This window comes from Pigmentiphaga sp. MLSB6-MA01 (assembly GCF_058793475.1).
Genome location: NZ_JBXAFV010000010.1, coordinates 68,896 through 93,062 on the forward strand (window position 1 = coordinate 68,896; position 24,167 = coordinate 93,062).

Annotated in this window: 22 protein-coding genes and 1 pseudogene; 8 read left to right on the forward strand and 15 right to left on the reverse strand. The window is 65.9% G+C overall.

Annotation, left to right across the window (positions count from 1 at the left end; all coding sequences use genetic code 11):
- Positions 1 to 1,173, forward strand: a complete 1,173-nt coding sequence (gene pcaDC / locus AC1Q6E_RS17070; protein WP_152798352.1) for a bifunctional 3-oxoadipate enol-lactonase/4-carboxymuconolactone decarboxylase PcaDC — start codon at positions 1 to 3, stop codon at positions 1,171 to 1,173.
- Between the two features lie 84 nt (positions 1,174 to 1,257).
- Here pcaDC and AC1Q6E_RS17075 read toward each other — a convergent pair whose 3' ends face one another.
- Together AC1Q6E_RS17075 and AC1Q6E_RS17080 are read right to left on the reverse strand one after the other, a co-directional pair.
- Complete coding sequence (locus tag AC1Q6E_RS17075; protein ID WP_492573159.1) at positions 1,258 to 2,286, reverse strand: amidohydrolase family protein; 1,029 nt, start codon at positions 2,284 to 2,286, stop codon at positions 1,258 to 1,260.
- Positions 2,283 to 3,059: an SDR family NAD(P)-dependent oxidoreductase gene (locus AC1Q6E_RS17080; protein WP_296561141.1), complete on the reverse strand. Its 777-nt coding sequence runs from the start codon at positions 3,057 to 3,059 to the stop codon at positions 2,283 to 2,285. The genes AC1Q6E_RS17075 and AC1Q6E_RS17080 overlap by 4 nt, the downstream gene beginning before the upstream one ends.
- A gap of 210 nt (positions 3,060 to 3,269) precedes the next feature.
- On the opposite strand from AC1Q6E_RS17080, the gene AC1Q6E_RS17085 reads away from it, so the two are divergent.
- Positions 3,270 to 4,202, forward strand: a complete 933-nt coding sequence (locus AC1Q6E_RS17085; protein ID WP_152798355.1) for a LysR substrate-binding domain-containing protein — start codon at positions 3,270 to 3,272, stop codon at positions 4,200 to 4,202.
- A 15-nt stretch (positions 4,203 to 4,217) separates the two neighbouring features.
- On the opposite strand, the gene AC1Q6E_RS17090 is transcribed toward AC1Q6E_RS17085, so the two are convergent.
- The 10 genes from AC1Q6E_RS17090 to AC1Q6E_RS17135 all read right to left on the reverse strand — a co-directional run bounded on the left by AC1Q6E_RS17090 (position 4,218) and on the right by AC1Q6E_RS17135 (position 15,186).
- Complete coding sequence (locus tag AC1Q6E_RS17090) at positions 4,218 to 5,081, reverse strand: alpha/beta fold hydrolase (protein WP_492573160.1); 864 nt, start codon at positions 5,079 to 5,081, stop codon at positions 4,218 to 4,220.
- 30 nt (positions 5,082 to 5,111) lie between these two features.
- On the reverse strand, positions 5,112 to 6,155 hold the full coding sequence (locus tag AC1Q6E_RS17095; protein ID WP_152798357.1) for a class III extradiol ring-cleavage dioxygenase family protein: 1,044 nt from the start codon (positions 6,153 to 6,155) through the stop codon (positions 5,112 to 5,114).
- 52 nt (positions 6,156 to 6,207) lie between these two features.
- On the reverse strand, positions 6,208 to 6,768 hold the full coding sequence (locus AC1Q6E_RS17100) for a carboxymuconolactone decarboxylase family protein (RefSeq protein ID WP_152798358.1): 561 nt from the start codon (positions 6,766 to 6,768) through the stop codon (positions 6,208 to 6,210).
- A gap of 14 nt (positions 6,769 to 6,782) precedes the next feature.
- Positions 6,783 to 7,274 (reverse strand): aromatic-ring-hydroxylating dioxygenase subunit beta, encoded by a 492-nt coding sequence (locus tag AC1Q6E_RS17105; protein ID WP_152798359.1) that lies wholly within the window; start codon positions 7,272 to 7,274, stop codon positions 6,783 to 6,785.
- 5 nt (positions 7,275 to 7,279) lie between these two features.
- On the reverse strand, positions 7,280 to 8,617 hold the full coding sequence (locus tag AC1Q6E_RS17110; RefSeq protein WP_492573161.1) for an aromatic ring-hydroxylating oxygenase subunit alpha: 1,338 nt from the start codon (positions 8,615 to 8,617) through the stop codon (positions 7,280 to 7,282).
- A 39-nt stretch (positions 8,618 to 8,656) separates the two neighbouring features.
- Positions 8,657 to 9,463, reverse strand: a complete 807-nt coding sequence (locus AC1Q6E_RS17115) for an SDR family NAD(P)-dependent oxidoreductase (protein WP_492573162.1) — start codon at positions 9,461 to 9,463, stop codon at positions 8,657 to 8,659.
- A gap of 2 nt (positions 9,464 to 9,465) precedes the next feature.
- Complete coding sequence (locus AC1Q6E_RS17120) at positions 9,466 to 10,338, reverse strand: Bug family tripartite tricarboxylate transporter substrate binding protein (protein ID WP_296561150.1); 873 nt, start codon at positions 10,336 to 10,338, stop codon at positions 9,466 to 9,468.
- Between the two features lie 429 nt (positions 10,339 to 10,767).
- On the reverse strand, positions 10,768 to 12,615 hold the full coding sequence (locus tag AC1Q6E_RS17125; RefSeq protein ID WP_492573163.1) for a PhoX family protein: 1,848 nt from the start codon (positions 12,613 to 12,615) through the stop codon (positions 10,768 to 10,770).
- A gap of 145 nt (positions 12,616 to 12,760) precedes the next feature.
- Positions 12,761 to 13,534 carry a citryl-CoA lyase gene (locus tag AC1Q6E_RS17130; protein WP_492573164.1) on the reverse strand — a complete coding sequence of 258 codons (774 nt, stop codon included), beginning with the start codon at positions 13,532 to 13,534 and terminating at the stop codon, positions 12,761 to 12,763.
- Positions 13,535 to 13,593: 59 nt separating this feature from the next.
- Positions 13,594 to 15,186, reverse strand: coding sequence for a class I adenylate-forming enzyme family protein (locus tag AC1Q6E_RS17135; RefSeq protein ID WP_296561151.1), 1,593 nt, complete (start codon positions 15,184 to 15,186; stop codon positions 13,594 to 13,596).
- Between the two features lie 147 nt (positions 15,187 to 15,333).
- Here AC1Q6E_RS17135 and AC1Q6E_RS17140 point away from each other — a divergent pair, with 147 nt between their 5' ends.
- The 5 genes and pseudogenes from AC1Q6E_RS17140 to AC1Q6E_RS17160 all read left to right on the forward strand — a co-directional run bounded on the left by AC1Q6E_RS17140 (position 15,334) and on the right by AC1Q6E_RS17160 (position 21,062).
- Positions 15,334 to 16,308 carry a Bug family tripartite tricarboxylate transporter substrate binding protein gene (locus tag AC1Q6E_RS17140; protein ID WP_152798365.1) on the forward strand — a complete coding sequence of 325 codons (975 nt, stop codon included), beginning with the start codon at positions 15,334 to 15,336 and terminating at the stop codon, positions 16,306 to 16,308.
- A gap of 68 nt (positions 16,309 to 16,376) precedes the next feature.
- Positions 16,377 to 17,069, forward strand: coding sequence for a GntR family transcriptional regulator (locus tag AC1Q6E_RS17145; protein WP_152799039.1), 693 nt, complete (start codon positions 16,377 to 16,379; stop codon positions 17,067 to 17,069).
- Positions 17,070 to 17,505: 436 nt separating this feature from the next.
- Positions 17,506 to 18,762 (forward strand): annotated as a pseudogene (locus AC1Q6E_RS17150) (malic enzyme-like NAD(P)-binding protein); the annotation flags it as partial.
- A 231-nt stretch (positions 18,763 to 18,993) separates the two neighbouring features.
- The gene (locus AC1Q6E_RS17155) at positions 18,994 to 19,956 is read left to right on the forward strand and encodes a D-2-hydroxyacid dehydrogenase (protein WP_296561153.1); all 963 of its coding nucleotides are present in this window, start codon (positions 18,994 to 18,996) and stop codon (positions 19,954 to 19,956) included.
- Between the two features lie 101 nt (positions 19,957 to 20,057).
- Complete coding sequence (locus AC1Q6E_RS17160; protein WP_492573165.1) at positions 20,058 to 21,062, forward strand: Rpn family recombination-promoting nuclease/putative transposase; 1,005 nt, start codon at positions 20,058 to 20,060, stop codon at positions 21,060 to 21,062.
- A 6-nt stretch (positions 21,063 to 21,068) separates the two neighbouring features.
- Here AC1Q6E_RS17160 and queC read toward each other — a convergent pair whose 3' ends face one another.
- The 3 genes from queC to AC1Q6E_RS17175 form a co-directional block, all read right to left on the reverse strand.
- Positions 21,069 to 21,779, reverse strand: a complete 711-nt coding sequence (gene queC, locus AC1Q6E_RS17165) for a 7-cyano-7-deazaguanine synthase QueC (protein ID WP_152798369.1) — start codon at positions 21,777 to 21,779, stop codon at positions 21,069 to 21,071.
- Positions 21,779 to 21,940, reverse strand: coding sequence for a DUF6726 family protein (locus tag AC1Q6E_RS17170; RefSeq protein ID WP_296561156.1), 162 nt, complete (start codon positions 21,938 to 21,940; stop codon positions 21,779 to 21,781). The genes queC and AC1Q6E_RS17170 overlap by 1 nt, the downstream gene beginning before the upstream one ends.
- A 100-nt stretch (positions 21,941 to 22,040) precedes the next feature.
- On the reverse strand, positions 22,041 to 23,294 hold the full coding sequence (locus tag AC1Q6E_RS17175) for an MFS transporter (protein ID WP_152798370.1): 1,254 nt from the start codon (positions 23,292 to 23,294) through the stop codon (positions 22,041 to 22,043).
- 86 nt (positions 23,295 to 23,380) lie between these two features.
- Between AC1Q6E_RS17175 and AC1Q6E_RS17180 the strand changes: the two genes are divergently transcribed.
- Positions 23,381 to 24,160, forward strand: a complete 780-nt coding sequence (locus AC1Q6E_RS17180; RefSeq protein ID WP_152798371.1) for an AraC family transcriptional regulator — start codon at positions 23,381 to 23,383, stop codon at positions 24,158 to 24,160.
- Positions 24,161 to 24,167 lie beyond the last annotated feature (7 nt).

Consider the following 24,167-nt stretch of genomic DNA (forward strand, 5'->3'; position numbering starts at 1 on the left):
ATGCCCCACGTTGTCAGCGGCGACGCCCGCATCTACTGGCGCAGCGACGGCGACGAGAATCTGCCGCCGCTGGTACTGGGCAATTCCATCGGCACCGATTTCTCGGTCTGGGACGACGTGCTGCCGCGCCTGATGCGCCACTTCCGCGTGATCCGCTTCGACGCGCGCGGCCATGGCGCCTCGGACGCCCCCGCCGGCGACTACACGCTGGAGCAACTGGGCAACGACCTGGACGCCGTCGCCACCGCCGCCGGCGCCGAGACTTTCGATTACGCCGGCGTATCGCTGGGCGGCATGATCGGCATGTGGTACGGCATCAACAAGCCCGGCCGCCTGCGCCGGCTCGTGCTGTGCAACACCTCCTGCCAGATGGACCCGCAGGCCTGGCGCGCCCGCATCGACGCCGTGCGCGCCAACGGCATGGCCAGCATCGTCGACATGGCCATGGGCCGCTTCTTCACGCCAGAGTACGTCGCGCGCAACAACGTCGCGTTCCAGCGCGTGCGCAACACCTTCCTGCAGACCTCCGCGACCGGGTACACCGGCTGCTGCGCGGCCATCCGCGACATGCAGGTGGCCGACGACCTGCACCGCATCGCCGTGCCCACGCTGGTCGTCACCGGCGAGCGCGACATCTCCACCACGCCGGCCGCCGGCGAGTTCATCGCCGGCAGGATCCCGGGCGCCACGATCCGCATGCTGCCCGCCGCCCACATCGCGGCCAGCGAAGTGCCGCTGCAGTTCTGCGACACCCTGGTCGAATTCCTGACCGATCCGCCGGTCGAGACCGAACAGGACCGCTACGACTACGGCATGGCACGCCGCCGCCAGGTCCTGAGCCCGGCCTACGTCGACGCCCGCAACGCCGCGATCACGCCCTTCAACCGCCGCTTCCAGGCCTTCATCACGCGCTATGCGTGGGGCGAGGTGTGGACTTCCAGCCGCTTCGAGGACACCACCCGGCGCATTGCCGTGCTGTCGATGATGCTGGCGCTGGGCCGCTGGGAAGAGTTCGAGATGCACGTGGCCGCCGCGCTGCGCGCCGGTATCGAGCCCGCCGTGATCGAGGAAACGCTGGTGCAGGCCGCCATCTACTGCGGCGTGCCCGCGGCCAATACCGGTTTCCACCTGGCCGGCAAGGTCATCGAGAAGCACAAGGCCGCCCAGCAGTAAAGGTCCCGGCCTCTCGCCGGGGGGCTGCCGCGAGGCGGCCGGGACCCCGACATGGCGGCGCGCGTCAATACGCGGCGAAGGTTTTCACCCCGGTTCGCCAGCCGCCATGCCGAGCCAGCGCTCCGCATTCAGGCGGCACAATTGCGCCTGGACACGATCGCTCAAGCCGCTGCCCTCGATCCGCCCGACCGGATCACGCTCGCGGATCCGGAACGGGTAATCGGTGCCGGCGCAGATCTGGCTCTCGCCGAAGCAATGAATGAGCCGCCGCAGCGCATCGGTCTCGTAGACCAGGTTGTCGTAGTACATCAGGCGTACGACTTCGGCAGGCGCCACGGGCATCGAGTCGCGCAGGGCAGGGTTCACCTCCCATCCATGCTGCAAACGCGGCAACAACGACGCCAGCGTTCCTCCCCCATGGCTGAAGGCGATGCGGAGCCGGGGGTGGCGCAGCATCAACCCCGAGGTGACCAGCGAGGCAGCCGCCAGGCCGGTTTCCCCCGGGAAAGCAAGAATCTGCACCAACCCGTCTCCCACGAGACGCTCAGTGCCGACAGGCCTCAAGGGGTGCACGAAAATCGCGGCGCCCAGCCTTTCCGCCGCGTCGAAAAAGGGCGAAAGACAAGGATCCCCCAAGACCACGCCATTGACATTGGTTCCTATCTCGACCCCCGCGAGCCCCAGCTCCTCCACCAGGAATTCAAGTTCGCCGATCGCCGTATCCACATGCTGCAGCGGCACGGTACCCAACCCGACGAATCGATCCGGCGCCGATGCCACCATCTCCGCTATGCTTTCGTTCAGGAAACGCGCCAGGTTGGCGCCATCTTCGGTGGCCAGCCAGTACGACAGCAGCTCGGGCATCGGCGACAGCACCTGCCTGTCGACCCGCTGTTCGTCCATGGCTTGCATGCGCTTCGTTTCATCCCAGCAGGCATCGGCAACCGTGCGATAGACGGACCCCGACATCATGACGTGCCGGTGACACGCATGCGCCGGCACCGTCGACGGCCAGCGGACGTTTGAATGTTTTCCCGCATACGCGGGGAAGCGCTCGGGAACGACATGAGTATGGATGTCGATGCATCCACAACTGAAGCCGGCATGGATCATGGCATCGCGCTTCCGCCATTGAGGCTGATGTCCTGCCCCGTCATGAACGCGCTCTCCTGGCGAGCCAGGAATGCCACCATGTCGCACACCTCGTCGATCTCCACCCCCCGTCCCTTGGGCACCACACGCACGAACTCCTTGGTCACTTCCTTGTTGGCGGCCAATGCGTCACGGTGGCGCTTCGTATTGATCACGCACGGAGATACCGTATTGACGGTGATGTCGTGCTGCGCGAACTCCCGGGCCAGGCCCACCATCAGACCGACCACGCCGCCCTTCGCGGCGTTGTAGCCCGCATGATTGGGGATGCCGGTCCTGAGTGAGTCGGCGCCGATATTGATGATGCGGCCATGGTCGGCCTCGACCATATGGGGCAACACCTTGTGGCAGCACCATACCGTCGTCCAGAGGTTGCGATTGAATGTAGCCGCCAGCGATGCCGCATCGTGCTCCAGGAACGGCCGGATCACGCCGCTACCGGCGTTGTTGACCAGTACGTCGATCCGGCCCCACCGCGCCATGACGCGGTCGGTCATCGCCTGTACCTGCGACTCGGAGCCGAGGTCCCCCGCAAACCACGCCACGCCGGCCGGACCGATGCCCTGCGCCTGGGCAATGTCCTGGATCACTTGCTCGACCGCCGGATCGACATCGGCGGCCATGACGCACATGCCCTCGCGCAGCAGGCGCGCGGCAATGCCGCGCCCCACCCCTCCTATGCCCGCTCCCACACCGGTCACGATCGCCACCCGTGAGGGGTGGCGGCGTTTCATTGCCTTTGCTTCGCTCATCGTGCAGCCGACTCCGCTTGAAAGATATGCATCCATGCGGCGGCCATGTTGACACGCACGAAACAGGCGGAGCAACGCACTTATTGACGCGCAGGGGCAGGAAAACTATCGCCCCCGTTGTCGGACGCTCCCTTGCCGGTGCAAGATTGCACATGGCGACCGCTCATCGTTAGCCTCAACACTGTCAAGTCCATGTCGAAACTACCGCCGCTAAACGCTGTCCGCGCCTTTGAAGCCGCGGCTCGGCACATCAGCTTTTCCAAGGCTGCCGAAGAACTTCACGTGACCCGTGGCGCCATCAGCCGCCAGGTCGCCCTGTTGGAATCGTGGCTCAATCGCCCGTTGTTCGTGCGAGGCGCGGCCCAGCTCACGCTCACCAACGTCGGCAGCAATTTCCTGACGGAGGCCTCTGCGGCACTGAACCGGTTGTCGTTTGCCGCGGAGTACCTCCGGAATCAGGAAACCGACGTCGTGATCCGGCTCAATGCCCCGCCGACCTTCACCATGCGATGGCTGATGGCCCGAATGCCGACGTTCCTGCGCCGGCATCCGCATATCGATCTGCGTGTCGCGACCTATCGCCCGACGGATACGATCCGCGAAGAAGAGTTCGACGTCGGCATAAGGGGCCGATGGGCGCCGCTGGAGGGCGTGACGTCGATTCCTTTCATCCAGGAAAACATCATTCCCGTCTGCCACCCCGACTTGCTCGACGGCCGCAAGCCGCTACGGGTGGACGACATCGCCAACCACACCCTGATCACCTACTCCACCGAGTCCTACACCTGGCCACAGTGGCTGGCCGCGATGGGACGGCCGACGCTCGCGCCGGCGCGCATACTGCGCTTCGATCCGATGTATTTCGGATTGCAGGCGGCCCAGGAAGGACTCGGCCTCGTGCTGCTGCCTACCTTCATCGTCGTGGACGATCTCATCGGCGGCAAGCTGTGCGCGCCGTTCGGCATGCAGGGGGTGCGGCGGCGTCACTACTACGTGAGCAGCCAGCCCACGTCGCATCTGTCCGAGACGATCGGCACATTTTCCGAGTACCTGATCCAGGAAGGCTCGACGACTGATCAGCTCATCCAGGACTGGTCCAGGGAGTCGGGCTTCGGCCCGACATGACACGCCGGCGCCTCATCAGGCCAGAAAGTCTTTCACCATCCGGTTGAACTCGTCGGCATGTTCCCACTGGGCCCAATGTCCGCAGCGGCTGAAGACGTGCAGCCGTGCGCGCTGCAAGCCCCACAGCAGACGCAGGCCGATGTCCATGGGAACGAACCGATCGTCACGTCCCCAGATCACCAGCGCCGGCGTGGCGATCTCGCGCAAACGATGGCCGACGTCGGGATACAGGTTGGGGCTGGTCTCCAGGCTCCTGACGAAGTTGTCGAGGTGATCGCGACGCGCCAGCATGTTGTCAAGTCGTGCCTTGAACAACTCCTCGGTCATGCTGCTGGCGTCGTAGATGAAGACGTTCATCATGCGCTTCAGGTTCTCGATCGTCGGATCGCGGTAGAGCGCATTGATGAGCTTGATGCCCTCGGTCGGGGCGGGAACGAATTGGCTGCCGCTCGTGCCGCCGCCCATCAGGACCAGCTTGCCGACGCGCCCGGGATGGGCAAGCGCGAACGCGACCGCGCTGTGCGCGCCCATCGAGTTGCCGATGAGGTGCGCTTTGTCGATTCCAAGCGCATCCATCGTGCCTTTGAGGGCACGGGCATTCAGGTCCGAGCGTGAACCCGTGCAGACAATCGGGTCGCTCTTGCTCCAACCCGGCATGTCGAGCAGAACGATGCGGTAGCCGGCGTCCACCAGCGGCAGGACGTTGCGATGGAAGTTCGCCCAGCCGCTCGCCCCGGGCCCGGACCCGTGCAGCATGACCACTGTTTCGGCACCCTGGCCCGCGTCGTTGTAGTGGACCTGCAGGTCCAGGTCGCCCTCCCTGATGCGGACGAATCTGCTGGTCGCCGCGTCGGTCAGCGCCGCGATTGAATCAGTCATGTCGATCTCCTTGGACAATGGATGCAGGTGTCACGCGGGTGGCGCGATCAGGAACACCTTCGAGGAATTGAAGATCCAGGTCTCGATGAAGGCCGTCTCCTTGGGCTTGCGGTCAAGGGCATGCAGGGCTCCGGCCAGACACGACCAGTTCAGGACCTCCTGCTGGCCGCTGTCCTCGATGGCCGAAGCGGGGTAGTCGCGCCAGGTCTGGTAATCCCCGGTCCTGAGCGCCTCGTACAGGCGCAGGTCAGCCTGGGTATCGGGATAGAGAAGATGAGTCTTGGCCGAGAGAAAGGCATGCGACCAGCCCGAGGATGCCAGGATCGCCACTCGCCACGGCGACGCGGCAAGAATGCGGGCGATTTCTCCACCGAGATCGAAAAGACGGCGGGGCGTGGGCGCCGGCGGGTCCAGGTCGTCCTCCGTCAGCTTTCTGTCGAAGCGGGGACGGCTGCCCCGTTGGCATATGACCTTGCGGCCGTACGAGTTCACCGTGACCGGAAGAATCGGATAGGGAAACCCCTTGCGGTCGTAATCCAGGTAGAAGATCGCGTTGGAGAAAGCATGGCCCAGCGGATGATGCAGCGGCTTGTACGAGTAAGCGACGTCGAATTCCGCCTCGATCAGTGCCTTGACCAGCGCCTTGCCGGCAACCTGGTGCCCCGGAACATGAAACGTCTGCTCCAGGGGTTCATCCCAGACGTTGTTCACCGCACGCGGGTGGAACGCGAAGGAGGGGTGCGCGCAAACGCAAAAGGGCGGGACGACGTCCTCCCTGAAGTTCTCGTGCTGATCGTCTCCCCAGATGAGCACGAAGTCGGGATTGAAGGCATCAAGCTCGGCGCGGACACGGCGCATCTCCCCGACAAGCTGCTCGCGATGCTTCCTGGCACTGGCCGTCCCTTCATCATCGCCCCATTCTTCCCTCATCCCGGCCGGCCAGCCCTGGGGCGAGCGCAGCGGTTCGGGTAGTTCCGGGTTCTTCAGCATGCCCTTCAGAATGCTCGACATCTGCTCGTCGTGCCCCGAAAGCGGCGGGTAGTGACTGATGCCCAGGGCCAGGATTTCTGCCATATGTGTTCTTCCTCGGGAGTTCGATGAGTGGACGTATGCGAAAGACGGGGATTCAGGCGCCGCCTTCCGGTATCGCGACGTCGTAGAAATTGAGCGTCATCGCGATCATGGTGTAGAGGCCGGCCAGGCCGATCCTGTCGGCGACGCCCTCATGGCCGAAGTGGGCCAATGCCTCCTGATACAACGCGTCATCCACCGCCCTGTCCTCGTGCAAGCCATCGGCCAGCCTGTAGGTCAGGCTTTCGCCCCTGTCGTCGAAGCACGGATCCTTCCGCACGCGGATCGCCTCGATCTCCGAAGCCGTCAGACCGGCCTTCGTCGCATGGCGAACGTGCATCGCCCATTCGAACCTGGCTTGCCAAAAGCGGGCATTGACGAGCACCGTGATTTCCTTTTCCCGCTTGCTGATGGACGGTGCGGTTTCAGAGACATAGAGCCCAAACGGCTCCACGGCCTCGGCAAAGGGTACGTTGTGCAGCCAGGCGCGCAGGTTGATGGGCACGCGGCCGCGCGGGCCGGCGCTGACACGATCGAAGAATGCGCCCTGGGCAGGGTCGAGCTGGCTGCGGTCGAGTTCGAACGCCTCGCGCCCGCGCGGAAAAACCTTGGTCATGACACCCCTCCCGTTCACAGAATGATGGAAACCCTGCCTTGCGCCCGCAGCGAATCCGACGCGATGACCGCGCGCTTGCGCTTGATCGAGATCCGATCGCCCGCCACGCGGACGAGCTCGTATATCGAATAGCCCGGGAAGACCTCGCTTCCTTCCTTGCGGCTGCGGTAGAGCACGTAGTTGCAGGTGACCGTCGTCACGCCGTCCCGTGCGCCGTCCACGATCACGTTGCTGACGATGCGCCGCAGCACGGAATGCGGGAACTCGGCATGGGCCTGCCTCTTGAGCAGCCGCTTGGCGCGCTCGGCCAGGCGAAGCCGGTCGTCATAGACCAGGAACAGGTCCTTGCCCGCCTCGGCGCGAGGATTGTCTATGGGGGGGACGAGGTACTCGCCATCGGGCTCGAACAGCTCGGACCATTCCACCAGTTGCCATTCGTCCAGCAGGCGGGCTTCGCGAAAGAGAAAATCTTCAGCTTCGGTACGGGTCAATGCGGTGCTATTCATGATGCTCAGACTCCCTTCAGTTGCGCCTTGTCGCCGCTGCCCGTCATCAACTGCCGCCACCGCCTCCAGAACGTTCTCAGTTGGAGCTCTTCCGTCTTCGACGGCCGTTCCGACTGCATGCCACGCGAGCAGTCGTTGTACTGGTCGGGAAATGCGGCGTAGCCCTTCTGCGCGGACTCCAGCATCTCCACGTCGTCGGGCGTCGCGAAGCCTGCCGGTCCAAGAAATTCCACGAATCCCTTCATCCGTCTGTCGCGGGACGACTCGGATTCGCCGATCGGGGCCAGCGCCCAGGAATTGATCTTCATCTGCCCGGCCGCCGTCGGGTAGAAGGTCCGGATCGTGACGGCCATGATGTCGTTCACCACAAGATTGGGGAAGATCACGACGTTGCGGTCGCCGTTGACGACCACGTCGCCGCGTTCCCGGCCGAGGCGGGCATGGATTTCGGCGGCCAGCGCCTCGATCTCGGGCTTGGCCTCTTCGCCAAAGCCGGGCACCCAGCGCGCATAGGGGCGGCCCCAGCCGGCCACGCCGATGGATTCTCCGACGGCGTGGCCATTGCCCAGATTCTTCACCCATCCCTGGGCGCCCATCACACGCTTCGGCCGCTCGCCGTCGCGGATGCGGATGTAGTCGAAGTACGTGGAATGGGTGAACTGACCGTGGTAGCCGTCGTAACTGTTCTCGGCCAACATTTTCCAGTTGGCTTTCGCGCTGTACTCCTGCGTGCCGCCGACGACTTCCATGCCCTGCGGGCCGTGGTCGGCGACATAGGCGAGATAGTCCGCCGCTTCCGCCAGGTAGTCGACCAGCGACTCCACATCAGGGTCGAAGCAGATGAAGATGAATCCCTTGAATTCCTCCATCCTGGGAACAGGCTTGAGATTCAGCGAACCGTCGTCGTTCGCATTCTCCGGCAGTTGCTCCCGTCCGGGCATGTTCGCAAGTTCGCCTCGACAATCGAACACCCATGAGTGGTAGGGACAGGTAAATCTGCGCGTCGAACCCGCTTTCTCGCTGCAAACCGCGGCCCCGCGGTGCGTGCAGGCGTTGTTGAATGCCCTGAGCGCGCCATCGGGGTCGCGCACGAGCAGAATCGGGCGGCCCACGACATCGCGTGTGATGAAGTCGCCGGGCTGGCGTACCTCCGACGCATGCGCGAGATAGAGCCAGCAGCGATCGAAGATCCTCTGGTGCTCGACATCGAGGATTTCCGGATCGGTGAACGCTCCCCGGTTGACCTTGAATACCGCTCGCTCGCGGTCATCGATGATGGAATGGACGATCCGATGCTGCACGGCATCCGGGACCGGAACAAACTCAGGCATGATGTTTCCCATCCAGTTGGCAATTTTTTCGTGGCAGGGGGCGAACCCCTTTCAGAGCAGGGGCCTGAGCCCCCCATCCATGGCGACACCGCTGCCCAGCACGTAGCTCGCACGTTTACTGGCAAGAAACAGCACGACGTCCGCTACTTCGCTCGGCTCGCCGAAGCGTCCCAACGGTATTTCGCCGGCCGAGGCCCGCATCCGTTCCTCATCGGTTCGCCAGGCGCCATCGACCGCGGCGGCAAACCGCCGTGTCAAACGTTCCGTGGCAATGGAAGCCGGGTTGACGGCATTGATGCGCACCCCATGCTTCCCCCAGGCCTGGGCGAGGCCCGCCGTGGCCAGCATCAAGGCGGCGTTGGCCGCGCCGCCTGGCAGATGCGTCGAAGTCGGCACCCGGCCTCCCTTGCCGATCACGTTCACGATGGCCAGCCCGGCGTTCTCGCCAGGATTTCCGTCTCGACGCGCATGGAACCGCCGCAGGAGCACCGTGCACATGTTGATATAGGGCATGAACTTCGACTCGAAGCCGTCCCGCCAGGCGGTTTCGTCCAGTTTCGTGTAATCGCTGCGTGCCGCCGCGCCGGCACAATTGACGAGCACATCGACAGGGCCGATCAATGTTTCCACGGCGACGACGGCACGCTCGGCCTCGGACTCGCGGCACAGATCGGCCGACACCGCCACTACGTCGCCGCCGCCGGCAATCCGCGAGCGAGCTTGCTCGAGCGCCTCGGGCCGGCGGCCCAGGATAGCCACCTTCGCCCCTTCGTCCACGAATGCGCGAGCACACGCGAGCCCGATTCCGGAGCTTCCCCCGGTTACCATCACGGTCTTTCCTTCCAGCCCCAGATCCATTGTCACTGCGCCATGATCTGTGCGGCCTTGACGGACTCCGCCATCAACTTGCCAAGCTCGTCCATCTCGGTGATCACGCCCGCGGAGTCGCTCGCCACCACCTGGAAGCCATGGTCGGTCACCGTCCGGGCCGCGAAGTCGGGTTGTTTCAGGACGCTCTGTACAGCCTTGCTGGCCTTGGCCACGACGTCGGGCGGTGTTTCCCGAGGCAGCAGCAACACCATGTAGATGGCGGACGTCAGGCCGGGAAAACCCAGCTCTTCCGTCGTCGGAACATCCGGAAGATCGGGCAGCCGCTTTCTGGCCGCCGCGGCCAGGATCTTCAGGCGACCCGCCTCCAGCAGGGGCTTGGCGGTTCCCGGGCTCATCACCGACAACGGCACTTCCCCGGCGGACATGGCCTGCATCGTCGGCGCGACGCCCTTGTAGGGAATCATCACGAAGTTCGCGTTCGTCATGCCGCCCAGCCTGGAATAGAACAGATGCGGATGGCTGCCTATTCCCCAGGAACCGTACGACAGGCCCTTCGGATCCTGCTTCGCCATCTCGATCAGCTCGGCCAGCGTATTGGCCGGAAAGCTCTTCGTGGCGACGACCACCTGATCGGCCCGGGTCAACACGGAGATGCCCACGAAGTCGCGCTTATAGTCGTAGGGCAAGTTCTTCATCGTGAACTTGTTCGTCACCAGATGCGCTTCGGTGGCCGCAAGCCAGGTATATCCGTCAGGCTGGCTATTCTTTACCGCGACGGCGCCCACCACGCCACTGGCTCCCGGCTTGTTCTCGACGATGACGGGCTGCCGCCACCGCTCCTGCAACTCCTTCCCGATGGCACGGGAGATGATGTCCAGATAGCCCCCAGGGGACGAACTCACGATGATCCGGATAGGTCTGTCCGGGAACTCCGCAAGGGCGGGACTCGCGATACAGGACGTGGCCGCAAGACAAGCCGCCCATTGCCGCATCCGGCTGATACCCGTTCTCCAACGACTGGGGGTTGTCTCGATCATGCTATCTCCTGTGTTGAGCCTTGGGCTTCTGATCAGGGAGGCAATGATGGTCGCCAAGCGCGGAGAGTTCAAAGCAAATTTCGTGACCCAGCGGGAGCAAAACTCAACGATCCGCCCCGGCCCCCCGGGGCCTGTGGCCGGCCGCGGCCTCCCCGCCCGGGTCATCGCGAACCAAGCCACGGCCAATGGAAGAAAACCGGAAACCTGGGTCGAAAAAAAACCCGGATGGCCAGGCCATCCGGGCTGTAAATGGGGGTGCGCCCGAACCTCGGGCAACGCCCCCTCCTTGATCGCTCAGGCGCCCACGGGCTTGCCGTCCTTCCTGCTCACCACGATCGTGGCCGACCGCGCGTCGCCGCCGCCGGCGCGCTTGGTGTTCCATACGCCGTTCGGGTGCTGGATGTTGATGAAGAAAGTCGCCAGGTCGGGGGTATAGGCAATGCCCGTGATCTCGCAACCCTTGGGCCCCACCAGGAAGCGCCTGGACTCCCCCGTCTCCTGGTCGATGTAGTACATCGAGTTGTTGCCGAAGATGTTGGTGATGTTCGAGCCCGTGCCCGAATCGGTCTGCACCCACAGGCGGCCCTGCGGATCGACGCGGATGCCATCCGGGCTGGAGAACTCATCGCCCTGGATGTTGCCGGTCACGTTGGCCGCGGCGCCGTCCGCCGGATCCTGGCCGGCCAGCAGCAGCAGTTCCCACTCGAAGGTCGTGGCCAGCGGGGAATCGCCGCGCTCCTTCCAGCGCACGATGTGGCCGTGCGAGTTGCTGATACGCGGGTTGGCGGCGCTGGTGCGCTTGCGGCTGCCGTTGTTGGTCAGCGTGCAATAGACGGTCTTGTCCACGCCCACCGTGATCCATTCCGGACGGTCCATCAACGTCGCGCCTGCCACGCGCGCGGCGCTCTTGGTGTTGATCAGGACGTCGGCCTGGCTGGCGAAGTTGACGATGACAGGCGCGGGGGCCTTGTCCGGCGCGGTCTGCGTGTAGTTGCCCGGATCGATGGCGTTCAGCGTAAGGTTGTTCTTGCCGTGCGTCAGCTCGACCCAGTTGCCGGTGCCGTCGTCGTTGAAGCGAGCCGCGTACAACGTGCCTTCGTCCAGCAGGTTCAGGTTGGCGGCGCGGTTCTTGGGATCGTAGGCCTGGCTGGGGATGAACTTGTAGATGCAGCCGGGCGTGCCGTCGTCGCCCATGTAGAACGCGACGCGGTTGGCCTCGTTCGTCATGTAGGCGGTGTTCTCGTGGTCGAAGCGGCCCATGGCGGTGCGCTTGACCGCGGTCGACGCCGGCGCGTAGGGATCGATCTCGACCACCCAGCCGTAGCCCTTCTCGTCCTGCGTGGGATCCAGGTAGTTGTCGGTCGTCTCTTCGCAGGTCAGGTACGTACCCCAGGGCGTCGGGCCGCTGGCGCAGTTGTTCAGCGTACCCACCACCTTGCGGGTGCTGTTGACCGCCGGGGCGGCCGGGCCGCCGACGTTGTAGACCGTGTTGCCGGTATAGCGCTTGTTGTAGCGGGAGTTGGCCTTGACCGCCCACGAGCCGTCGTCGCCGCGCGCGATTTCGACGACCGAGACACCGACGTTCGACAGTCGCGTCTTGATGCCGTCCACGGTCAGGTTCAGCGTGGCGTTATCGGTGCTTTCGTGGTTCAGGACCAGCAAGCCGCCCTGGTTGGGGCCGACGCCGTCCAGCGCGTAGTAGTGCATGCCGTCGTGCTGGCCACCGGCCTGCGTCTCGGTGTCCGGCCACGACTGGGGCGTGCCGGCGTAGCCGGCGGAACCCGCTTCGCACTTGTCGCCGGCCGAGTACAGCACCTGCACCTCGTAGTCCTTGGGCACGGTCACGGTGTCGGCCGTTATCTTGTCGGCCAGCCGTTCGAACTTGACCGAATAGTCGGGCCCGACCGGATCGGTGTCGCCACCGCCACCGCCCGGCGCGGGCGTGGAATCGCCATCGCTGCCACAGGCCGCCAGCGACGTGGCACCGAACACCGACAGGATAGACAGGCCGAAACTGTTTTTCAGCAGCGTGCGGCGAGCGGGATTGGCGGCGACGATCTCGTCGAACATCTGGCCGGGGACGGTGACTTCTCCCTGCGCCTCGCGATACGGGGCGCGCAACTTATCTGTCAGATAGGACATTCAAATCTCGTGGTGTGGAAAAACGGCTTTAAGCTTTTTGTCAGCTAAACCGACCGCGAGGTTAAAAGGCCCACGTGACATACAAGTTACGACAGGGTGAAGTCCGTCCCGCGCGCGGGGCGGACCCGGTACCGGCGAACAGGCGTCACCGCAGATGCGCGGTGGCTTCTTCCTCGACCATGGCCTTGATCTCGCGGGCCATCGGTTCGCGCAGTTCTTCCAGCACATGCGCCACCAGCCCGATGGCTCGCGACATGACGCCTATGCCCCGGACCACGCGCCAGGGAATGCCCAGTTCGCTGGCGACGGCGGCGATGGCACCGGTGGCGTTGACCGGCAGGCTCTTGCCCAGCCGGGCCTGCGCGGCCTCGGCCACCGCCTGCATCAGCGCCACATAGGGGCCGTCGAAACCGTTTTCGCGGGCGATCTCGAACAGGCGCGGAGCGCGCGGATCGACCGGCTTGTGCATATGGTGGCCGATGCCCGGTACCGTGCGGCCGCGCGCCGCGTGGTCGTCGACGATGCGGACGGCCAGGGCGGCGATGTCGCCGGGCGTTGCCGGATCCGGCAAGGCATCCTGCAACATGCGGGCGGCGTTCTCCATGCTGCCGACGAACACGCTGCCCAGGCCGCTCAGCCCGGCCGCCACCGCGGCCTGCATGGCCTCGGGGGCGCCCGCCAGCGTCATGCGGGTCACGATGGCGCTGGGCGTCATGCCATGCTCGACCAGGATCACCGCCAGCGCGTTGAATACACGCGACTCACGCTCGTCGGGCAGGCGGTCCATCATTTCCAGGAAGGCCATGTCGCCCAGCGAGACCTTGCCCATGATGTCCTGGCACAGGTCCAGCCCCTTGATGGTGATCTTGTCTTCGGTACTCCAGCAGATGTCGGTCTTGAGTTGCTTGCGCTTGGCCATGGGTCATGTCTCCTTCGATGTCCGGTTCGCATTGTGCCCGCAGCGGACGGGCGGTGGGATCAGGCTTGCAGATCCACGGTCCGTTCCTTGACGGCGGGATCGTCGCGCAGCAGGTTCTTGGCGATCTTGTGCGTGGGCGTGTGCGGCAGTTCGGGCAGCAGCGCCACGTAGCGCGGCACCTTGATGGCGGCCAGCCGGGCCCGGCACCACTCGGCCACGTCGGCCTCGGACACCACCGCGCCAGGGCGCGGCGCCACCACTACCAGGATCTCGTCCTCGCCCAGTTCGGACGGCACGGCCAGGGCCGCCGCCTCGAACACGGCGGGGTGTTCATTGATGACCATCTCCAGTTCGGCCGCGGCGATATTTTCACCGCGGCGCCGGATGATGTCCTTCTTGCGCGAGACGTGGAAGAAAAAGCCGTCGGCGTCGCGCCGGACCAGATCGCCGGTCTTGAGCCATTCGCCGGCGAAGGCCTGGCGGGTCTGTTCGGGGTCGCGGAAATACCCCTGCATGACGATGGGCGTGGCCACCCAGAGTTCGCCGATCTCGTCCACGCCGACATCGTGGCCGGCATCGTCGACCACCCGGCACCGCGCCCAGGGCCGGGCCGGATCGGGGTGCCCGGCCACCACGCCCATGCTGCCCGGCTTGTCCGGCCCGCCATAGGGATTGCAGGTGACGCCCGGGATCTCGGTCATGCCGAATCCCGAGAACAGGTGCGGCACCCCGAATTCGTCGCGGAAAGCGGGCGCCGATTTTCTCCGCACGCCGTACACCGCGCGCAGGCGGTGATCGGGCCGGTACTCGCGCCGGTCGCGGGACGCCAGGATGGTGCCGATGGCCTCGATGATGTTGACCACCGTGGCGCCGTTGTCGGCCGCCACCTGCCAGAAGGCGGAGGCGGAAAAGCGCGGCACGAGGATCATGGCGGCGCCCGACGCCAGCGCGCCGCCCACCGAGTAGAACAAGGCATTCATGTGGAAGAACGGCAGGATGATCATCAGCCTGTCGTCCGGCTGCACATGCACGCGCGCGACGTTGGCCTCGCCGGCCGTCACCAGGTTGTACTGGCTGTGCATGACGCCTTTGGGGAAACCGGTGGTGCCGGAGGTGTAGATGATGACGCAGGTGTCGGACGCTGCCGGGGTGGGCAGCGGGACATCGGCAACCGGCTGCGCGAGCGCGGCGGCCAGCGACCCGGGATCGGCCGCCGGGCCATCCATCGTCATCAGCCACGGGGGCGCCGGACATTCGGCGGCGATAGGCCGCAACAGGTCGAGCAGGCGCGCCTCGGCCAGGATGCCCTGCACCTCGGCGTGCCGCAGCGCGTAGCCCATCTCGCGCGGACCGAACTCGGGATTGACCGGCACCATGGTGGCCCCCAGCCGGGCCAGCGCGAACAGCGCCAGCACATGCGCCTTGTCGTTGCGCCCGGCCACCGCCACGCGCGAACCGGAACCGATCCCCCGCGCCGCCAGCGCCTGTGCCAGGCGCTCGTACCGCTGCCCGAATTCGGCCCAGGTCCAGCGTTCGCCGTCCTGTATCAGGAAGGGCTCGGCCGCGCGGACAGCGCACCGGCTCCGGAAGGCATCGTGCAACGTCCCGTCGTGGGGACGATAACTGTTCAGGACTTCGAGCGGACTTTTCATGGCCGAGCGGCGTGGAACAGGATTCGACGTCGCCAGTTTACTTCCTGGATACTTAAGTACACAATTGCATTCAAACGAATACCAGAAAGCCCGATCACCGCCTGCGGCGGCGCCACGGGCACGAACCCGGCCCCCTCAGGAGGAGACATGAAGCACGCATTCGGCGCAGCGGTCTGTCTGGCCGCTTTCGCCTTGCCCGGCCACGCCGCGCCGGTCGACAACTATCCCGAAAGACCCGTCCGCATCGTGGTGCCGTTCGCCGCCGGCGGTGGCGGCGATTTCATCGCCCGCGCCTTCGCCGACAAACTGTCGGCCACCATCAAGCAGCCGGTCATCATCGACAACCGCGGCGGCGGCAATACCGTGACGGGCACCGAGGCCGTGGCCAAGGCCGAACCCGACGGCTATACGCTGCTGATCGTCAGCCCCAGCTTCGCCACCAATCCCACGCTGCTGCCCAAGCTGCCCTACAGGACGCCGGACGATTTCGCGCCCGTCGGCCTGGTCATCACCTACGCGATGGGACTGGCCGCGCGCGGCAACCTGCCCGCCAACGACATCCCCCAATTGCTGGAACTGGCTGCCAGGCAGCCGGGCAAGCTGACCATCGCCACCTCGGGCGAGGGATCCGCCTCCCACATGGCGACCGAGCTGTTCAAGGCCGCCACCCACGCCAACATCCTGGACGTGCCGTATCGCGGCGCCGGTCCCGCCATGCTCGACGTCGCCAGCGGCCATGTGGACCTGGCCTTCACCGGCCTGTCGCAGATCAAGCCCCACCTGGACAGCAAACGGGCCAAGCTGCTGGCCACGAGCGGACTGCGGCGCCTGCAATCGGCGCCCGACATCCGAACCATCGCCGAACAGGGCGTCAAGGATTTCGAGGCGGTGGTGTGGTGGGGCGTGTTCGCGCCGGCCGGCACGCCCAAGCCCATCATCGACAAGATCAACGGCGCGCTGCGCACCAGCCTCGCGGACCCGGAGGTCGCCAAGCGTTTCGAGGTCATCGACGGCGAAGTCCGCGTGTCCTCGCCGGAGGAATTCGGCCGCTTCGTGCGGGAGGAGATCGCCCGCTGGAGCAAGCTGCTCAAACCTTCCAAGGCCGCGACGGCCTCGCCTTGAGCGCGGGCAGGGGGCGAGGGACGGACTTGGTTATGATCCCTGCTTTGCCACCCGCCATTTCGCCGTCCATGCCCAGAAAGAAAGCGGCGCCTGCCGCGCCTAGCGCGAAAAGCCTGGGACAGGCCTCGTGCTCGCGCAGCGAGCAGGCCTACCAGTATGTGCGCACCGCCATCCGCACCGGCGAACTGGCTCCCGGCACGCGGCTGCGCGAGATCGAACTGGCCGAGCTGCTGGGCCTGAGCCGCACGCCGGTACGCGAAGCCCTGAGCCGCCTGGAGAGCGAAGGGCTCGTCGTGAACGAATCCGGCCGCGGGCTCATCGTGACCGAACTCGATCAGAGCATGGTCAACGAGCTGTACGTCATGCGCGAGGTGCTGGAAGGCACGGCGGCGCGGCTGGCCGCGCGCCACGCCTCCGACGTGGAAGTCTCGGCCCTGCGGGAGATCGCCGACCGCGATGCCCACCTGGCCGGCCAGCCCGAGCAGCTCGCGATCAACAACCGCTTCTTCCATGAAACGCTGTACCGCTGCGCCCACAACCGCTATCTGCTGAAAACGCTCAACTCGTTGCAGGAGTCGATGGCGCTGCTGGGTCCCACCACCCTGGCCATGGCCGGACGCGCCGACAGCAGTTCGCGCGAGCACCAGGAAATGGTGGCGGCGCTGGAACGGCGCGACCCCGACCTTGCCGAACGGATCACGCGGGAACACATCCGCGCCGCCTACAAGGTGCGGCTCACCCGCATGCTCCGCGCGCTGTGACGCACGCGCCGGCCCGGGCTTGGGGGGCCTGTCGGCACTAGTTGTCTTGCCGCAACTATCGCCCCCGCCGCAATACGCGAACCGACGCGGCGGAATCCGCCGCGGAGGCCGGATGCCTCGCCGCGTTCCGCGGGCCTGGCCGTACCGGTTTGTTGTAACGCAGCATCTCTTTTCGCCTGCGCCAACGGCCGCGTTCATGATCTGCGTACCCCCCACCTCTGAACTTGGCCACACGCCGCGATGCTGCGTCGCATGATAGTTGCGAAGCACATCCTCCTTGGCATCTGCCGGGCTACGCGGCCCCGGCATCCCCCATGCGCACGGCCCCGGGAGCACCGCCCCGCGCGGCCCGGCCGGCCGCGGGAAGCGTCGTGCCGTGCTCAACCGGGCATACAATGTTCGTTCACGTGCCGCTGACTGTTCTATATATAAAACAATGGATTCTTCGCTTACCGATCAGGCGCTCGCCTATCACCAGTTCCCCATTCCCGGAAAAATCTCCGTCGTTCCCACCAAGCCGCTCGACAACCAGCATGACCTGTCGCTGGCCTATTCGCCCGGTGTCGCCGCCGCGTGCGAAGCCATCGCCAACGATCAGCAGACCACGCGCTACTACACGTCGCGCTCGAACCTGGTGGCGGTCATCTCGAATGGCACCGCGGTGCTCGGCCTGGGCAACATCGGCCCGTACGCCGCCAAGCCGGTCATGGAAGGCAAGGCCTGCCTGTTCCAGAAATTCGCGGGCATCAACGTCTTCGACATCGAACTGGCCGAGACGGATCCCGACAAGCTGGTCGACGCCATCGCGATGATGGAACCCACTTTCGGCGGCATCAATCTCGAGGACATCAAGGCGCCCGAATGCTTCTACATCGAGCGCAAGCTGACCGAACGCATGTCGATCCCGGTTTTCCATGACGACCAGCATGGCACGGCCATCGTCGCGTCCGCCGGCATCGTCAACGGCCTGAAGCTGGCCGAGAAATCGCTGGACCGGGTCAAGCTGGTCTGCTCGGGCGCCGGCGCCGCGGCGATCGCGTGCCTGGACCTGCTGGTGCGCCAGGGGCTGAAGAAAGAAAACATCCTGCTCGTGGATTCCAAGGGCGTGGTCTACGAAGGCCGCGACGCGTCGATGGAATTCAACAAGTCACGCTACGCCTCGACCAGCACGGCGCGCACGCTGGCCGACGCGGTCAAGGACGCCGACATTTTCCTGGGATGTTCCGCCGCCGGATTGCTCACGCCCGAAATGGTCTCGACCATGGCGCTGCGCCCCCTGATCCTGGCGCTGGCCAACCCCGAACCCGAGATCCGCCCGGAAGTGGCCCGCGCCGTCCGCTCGGACTGCCTGATCGCGACGGGACGTTCGGACTACCCGAACCAGGTCAACAACGTCCTTTGCTTCCCCTTCCTGTTCCGCGGCGCGCTGGACGTCGACGCCATGCGCATCACCGACGAGATGAAGCTGGCCTGCGTGAACGCCATCGCCCGCCTCGCCCAGCAGCCCATTCCGCCCGAAGTCGCCAAGGCCTATCCCAACCACAAGCTGGAATTCGGCCCCGACTACTTCATCCCCACGCCGTTCGATCCCCGCCTGATCAGCGAGGTCGCGTCGGCCGTCGCGCTGGCCGCGATGGATTCGGGCGTCGCGCGCCGTCCCATCGGCGACATCGACGCCTATCGCCAATCGCTGCTGAAGTAGTTTTCCCCCTACGCCCTTCGGGCGCCCAGTATGGCGAGCCCCCAGCCGCTACGCGGCTGCCCCCCAAGGGGGCCGGGACCCGCCTTGGGGCGGCCCGGCGCCAGGTCCCGTGGGACGATGCGCGTGGACCGGCAAGGCCGGATCCACCGCATCCTGGATCGGGTCGCGTGATGTGCGATCCGCCGTATCCTGGATTTGCAGATTTTCAGTAGAGGCCTTCTCATGTCGTACGCGCACAAGATCGTCTTCCTGGACCGGGCCAGCCTGCAGGCCACCATCCGGCCGCCCGCCTTTTCCCACGCCTGGGTCGATCACGAGATCACGTCCCGCGATGACGTGGTGGCACGCCTGCGGAATGCCTCCATCGCGGTCACCAACAAGATACCGCTGCGCCGCGCCGAACTGGACCAGTTGCCAGACCTGAAAATGATCGCCGTTGCGGCGACCGGCACGGACATCATCGACCTGGCCGCCTGCCAGGAGCGCGGCATCGTCGTCTCCAACATCCGCAATTACGCCACGGCCTCGCTGCCCGAGCATACGTTCGCGCTCATCCTAGCGCTGCGCCGCAACCTGCGCGCCTATGCCGCCGACGTCGAAGCGGGCAGGTGGCAGCGGTCGCAGCAGTTCTGTTTCCTCGACTATCCGATACGCGACCTGGCCGGCAGCCGGCTGGGCATCGTGGGCTACGGCGCGCTGGGACGGTCGGTGGCCGCGCTGGGCCGCGCCTTCGGCATGGAGACCTGCGTCGCCAGCCGCTCGCCGGTGGACGAGCCGGGCATCGCCAACCTGCCCCTGCCGGAACTGCTGCGAACCTCGGACGTCGTCACGCTGCACCTGCCGCTCAGCGCCGCCACGCGCAACATGATCGGCCGCGCCGAACTGGCCTCCATGAAGCCCACCGCGCTGCTCATCAACACCGCGCGCGGCGGGCTGGTGGACGAGGCGGCGCTGGCCGAGGCCCTGCGCGCCGGCACCATCGCCGGTGCCGGCTTCGACGTGGCGGACGGCGAGCCCCCTGCCGACGCCAATCCGCTGCTGCATGTCAGGCAACCCAATTTCATCCTGACCCCGCACGTGGCCTGGGCCAGCCAGGAAGCCATGCAGACACTGGCGGACCAACTGGTGGACAACCTGGAAGCCTTCGTCGCGGGCAAGCCGCGCAACGTGGTCTTGCCCAAGTAGCACTCGCACGTACGCGCAATTCCTCATGGGCGGTCCGTAGCCGTCGATCGTCCGGGGTACGGTCCGGAGGCTAGTGTGGAGGGGACTTTCAAGGACCTTCCATGCTGCCCTCCACCGACCTCGCTCCTTCCCGACGGGCACCGCCCCCTCTGCTCGACCTGCGCAACGACCTGGTCTTCAAGCTGCTGTTCACGCGGGCGCCGCACCTGCTGGCCGACCTGATCAACGCCGTGCGCCACGACGAGGCCCCGATCGTCGTCGAACGCATACTCAATCCCCAGATCGATGCCGGCGACCTGGACGGCAAGACCATCGTGCTGGACCTGCACGCGCGCGACGCGACCGGCCAGCTCTACAACATCGAGATGCAGGTTCGGCGCTACGAGCGCTGGCCGGCCCGCAGCGCCTACTACCTGGCCCGCACGCTGTCCGAGCAGATCCAGCGCGGCCAGGACTACGAACTCCTGAAGCCGGCGATCGCCATCCATTTCCTGGCGCACGATCTGTTCGACGACCCGGCGCAGGCGAACTGGCGCTTCGAATTGCGCGATCGCCGCCAACCCACGATACGGCTGGGCAAGGAACTCCAGCTGCATATAATTGAACTACCCAAGGCGGAGCGCCTGGGGTGCCTGCCGGCGGCGCTGTCGGCCTGGGTCGCGTGCTTCCAGCACGGATGGGAGGAAGCCAGCATGAAGGACATCACCCACGAACCGGTGCGCGAAGCGGTCGGAAGACTGAAAGTCCTGACCATGGACGAAGACGCGCGCTGGCGGGCCTATGCCCGCGAAAAGGCGATCGCCGACGATGCTGCGGCGCTGGCCTACGCAACCCGGACAGGGATGGAACAAGGTCTTGAGCAAGGCCGTGCGCGAGGCCTTGAACAGGGCCTTGAACAGGGCCTTGAACAGGGCCTTGAACGGGGGCGTGAACAGGGCCGTCGGCAAGGCGAGTCCGCCTTGCTCGAACGCATCCTGGCCCGCCGCTTCGGCCCCCTGCCCGATGCCACGATCCAGCGCTTGCGCGACGCATCGGACGCCGACCTGGAAACCTGGTCCGTCAACGTGCTCGATGCCGCGACGCTGGCCGAGGTATTCGGCGAATAGGCGGCGCTACGCGCCGCCCGGCACCTGCCGCCAGCGGCCATAACCCGCCGCCCGCAGTTCGCAGGCGGGGCAGGTCCCGCACCCGTAACCCCAGTCGAATCGCTTGCTGCGATCGCCCAGGTAGCAGGTATGGCTGTGCTCGGCCACGACCTCGACCAGCGCGTCGCCGCCCAGGTCCTCGGCCAGTTGCCAGGTCTGGGCCTTGTCCAGCCACATCAGCGGCGTCTCGAAAGTGAAACGCTGCCCCATGCCCAGCGACACCGCTACTTGCAGGGCCTTGACGGTATCGTCGCGGCAATCGGGATAGCCGGAAAAATCGGTTTCGCACATGCCGCCGACCACGACTTCCAGCCCGCGGCGGTAAGCCAGCGCCGCGGCCATGGTCAGGAAGACCAGGTTGCGGCCCGGGACGAAGGTGTTGGGCAATCCGGCGCTGTTCAGCCGGATCTCGGTATCGCGCGTGAGCGCGGTATCGCTCAGGGCGCCCAGCACCGACAGGTCGATGGCGTGGTCCTCGCCCAGCCGCGGCGCCCAGTCCGGAAAGCGGGCGCGGATCTCGCGCAGCACGTTCTGGCGGGCATCGAGCTCCACGCGATGCCGCTGGCCGTAGTCGAAGCCCACGGTCTCGACCGTGGCATAGCGGCCCAGGGCCCAGGCCAGGCAGGTCGTGGAGTCCTGGCCGCCGGAGAACAGGACGAGAGCCTTGCGCGCGTCCATCAGTCGATGACCGCCGCGCAGGCGTCGGTGGGCGCGGCGGCGATGTCGCCCACCACGGGCACGATCTTGAGGCCGGCGGAGGCGATGCGGCAAGGCGCGGCCACCACGCCGCAGCCGTTCAGCGCGGTCGCGCAGACGAAGGCAAACAGAAGGCTTTTCATGAAACCCTGGCAGAGGAGAGTCGTGCGTGTCGACACCAGGGTAGCACTATAGAATGGCGCGGCCCGCACCGGGAGCCCTCGGCCGCCGGTGCGTGGCCCGTCAGGCCTTGGCCAGGACCGGCTTGGCGCGCGGCCGGCCCAGGTCCGGCAGGAACGCGGTCAGCAGCCCCAGCAGCGGCAGGAACGAGCACAGATGGTAGACGTACTCGATGCTGGTCACGTCGGCCACCTTGCCCAGCACCGCGGCCCCCAGTCCGCCCATGCCGAAGGCGAAGCCGAAGAACAGGCCCGACACGGTGCCCACCTTGCCCGGCATCAGTTCCTGGGCAAACACCAGGATCGCCGAAAAGGCCGACGCCAGGATCAGGCCGATGACGAAGCTCAGGACGCCGGTCCACGCCAGGTCCACGTAGGGCAGCACGAGCGCGAACGGCGCCACGCCCAGGATCGAACCCCAGATCACTTTCTTGCGGCCGATGCGGTCGCCGATGGGACCGCCCAGTATCGTGCCCAGGGCCACCGCGATCAGGAAGGCGAACAGATGCATCTGCGCGGCCTGCACCGAAACGTCGAAGCGGTGCATCAGGTAGAAGGTGTAGTAGCTCGTGAAGCTCGCCATGTAGAAATACTTGGAGAACAGGAGCGTGAGCAGGATGGCCATCGAACCCGTGACCGTCCCGCGGCTGAGCGTCGGCGCGGGTGCCGCCGGGCGGGCCTTGCGCGGGCCGGACAGGTGCTGCCGCTTGTACCAGGCCCCCACCTGGTAGAGCACGACCATGGCCAGCAGCGCGGCCAGCGCGAACCACGCCAGGCTGTCCTGGCCGCGCGGGATGATGAACCAGGCGGCCAGCAGCGGCCCCATGGCGCTGCCGGCATTGCCGCCCACCTGGAAGATGGACTGCGCCAGGCCGTGGCGGCCGCCCGACACCAGGCGCGCAACGCGCGACGATTCGGGATGGAAGATGGACGACCCGGTGCCCAGCAGCGCCGCGGCCACCAGCAACATGGCATAGTTGGGCGCGTAGGCCAGCAGCACGATGCCGGCCATGCTGCACGCCATGCCCATGGGCAGCGAATAGGGCTTGGGATGGCGGTCGGTGTACAGGCCGACCAGCGGCTGCAGCAGCGAGGCGGTCAACTGATAAAGCAGCGTGATCAGGCCGATCTGCGTGAACGACAGCGAGAACTCGCTTTTCAGCAGCGGATACACCGCCAGGATCAGCGACTGCAGCATGTCGTTCAGGAAGTGCGAGAAGCTGATCGCGCCCAGTATCTTGAAGCCGGTGCGTTCAGCCTGGGCGGGCGGAATCTGGGCAGGGTTGACGCTTTGCATGGTGTCTCTGGAAACGCCCATCGGGCTCAGGGTTTTTACGTATTTGGGTAAGCGTACCTGCCAAGATTGCGCCTGTCTTGCGAAAATAAGGCACATGCCTTTTAGAAATGGACAAAAGTTCTCTTTTTCCCGACTACCACGACTATGACCGCCGCGAACGGCCGGTCACGGCCATGGCCAAGGACTTCCCGTCGGGCTACCGCACGGGTCCGCACCAGCACCCTTCGGGCCAGCTCGTCTACGCCCTGCACGGCGTCGTGGTCGCGCATACCGAGATGGGGCGGTGGGTCGTGCCGCCCACCCGGGCGTTATGGATGCCGCCGTCGATACGCCACGAACTGCGCATGGTGGGCGCGGTGCGGATGCGCACCGCCTACATCCATGCGGAGGCCTCCCGGCAGTTGCCGCCCCATTGTTCGGTGATGGCGATCTCCCCGCTGCTGCGCGAGCTGATCCTGGCGGCGATCGACATCCACGGCCCCTACGGCGACGACACGCGCGATGGCCGGGTAATGCGGCTGCTGCTGGACGAGCTGCGGCAATTGCCCACGCTTCCGCTGCGCCTGCCCCGGCCTGCCGATCCCCGCCTGCAGGCGGTATGCGAAGCCATCGTCGCCACCCCCGACGACAAGACCACCGCCCAGGGCTGGGCGGGGCGCCTGGGGGTGGACGCCAAGACCGTGCACCGCCTTTTCGTGCGCGAGACCGGCATGACCTTCGGCCAATGGCGCCAGCAGGCGCGGCTGCTGGCCGCGCTGGAGCGGCTGGCCGAAGGCGCGAAGATCCTGGACGTGGCGCTGGAGTTGGGCTACGCCAGCCCCAGCGCGTTCTCGACCATGTTCAAGCGGCAGTTCGGCGTGGCGCCGAGCGCGTTCTTCGACCAGTAGGCCGGTC